At 65.6% G+C, this 1,019-nt stretch carries 2 protein-coding genes; one reads left to right on the forward strand and one right to left on the reverse strand.

What is annotated here, in order from left to right:
* Positions 1–135: 135 nt before the first annotated feature.
* Entirely contained in the window at positions 136–612 is a 477-nt protein-coding gene (locus ABZ783_RS37430; RefSeq protein ID WP_357447994.1) for a DUF6326 family protein, read from the reverse strand.
* A gap of 108 nt (positions 613–720) precedes the next feature.
* Between ABZ783_RS37430 and ABZ783_RS37435 the strand changes: the two genes are divergently transcribed.
* Positions 721–1,019, forward strand: a 299-nt coding sequence (locus ABZ783_RS37435) for a transposase (protein WP_357447997.1), incomplete at its 3' end; no start/stop codon positions are given.

Raw genomic sequence — 1,019 nt, forward strand, 5'->3', positions numbered from 1 at the left:
CCACCGCCCGGTTGGCGGTGATGCGGTCGCGCCAGGCATCGCCACGGTGTGGGAATGACACCTTCGCGGCGAGCACGTACCGGCCGTGCTTCGCGCCGCTGTCAGCGACCCCGCACACCGGGCCTGCCTCGAGCGTCACACCCGGGCCTGGGCGGGGTCGCGGCCGGCGGTGGCTCGAATGGTCCGGGGCCAGGTCCATGCGGCGCGCAGGATGAAGGCCAGGAGCAGCAGCTCGAGTCCGATGGAGAGGCCGTAGAAGTAGAAGTAGGTCCAGGACTCGCCCTCCGCGTTGTACACCGAGACGGGAATGTAGAGCGTTGCCACGACGAGGTTGGTGGCGCGGTTGACACGGGCGGGGAGTGTCGTGGAGAGCAGGATCATGAGGATCGGGATGGCCACGAGCGTGAGCGCAAGGGCGACAAAGGTTGGGCCGGTGTCGAACTCATGAACGACGCCGACCAGGATGTCGTTGATGAAGCCGGGCTTGTACAGGGCGAGGTAGTCGACGTAGATGTAGAGGAACATGAAGCTGGCCCAGGCTGCGGCGAGCTTCGCCTGGACCCGGATGTGCGCTTCCTGGAGCGCACCGGCTGGTCTGTCGGTTCTGGTCATCGGATTTGCGGCGTGGAAACCCGGCCGTTTACGGCCGGGAGGAAACGCCGCCCCTCCCTTGCGATGAGTGTCTTACATGGACGGTAAAATGTGAGGCGTGGGGATGTGGTGAAGCGGGCGTACAAGTACCGCTTCTATCCGTCCCCTGAACAGGCTGGGCAGTTGAACCGCACCTTCGGGTGCGTGCGTCTGGTGTACAACCGGGCGCTGGAAGCACGCACTCGGGCGTGGGCGCTGGACCGCCGGCGCACCACCTACGTTGAGTCGTCGGGGTGGCTGACCGAGTGGAAACGCACGCAGGAGTTGGCGTTTCTGAACGAGGTGTCCTCGGTGCCGTTGCAGCAGACGCTGCGGCATCTGCAGGCCGGGTTTATGGCGTTCTGGGACAAGCGGGCCCGGTATCCGAG

This window comes from Micromonospora sp. NPDC047738 (assembly GCF_040642675.1).
GTDB lineage: Bacteria > Actinomycetota > Actinomycetes > Mycobacteriales > Micromonosporaceae > Micromonospora.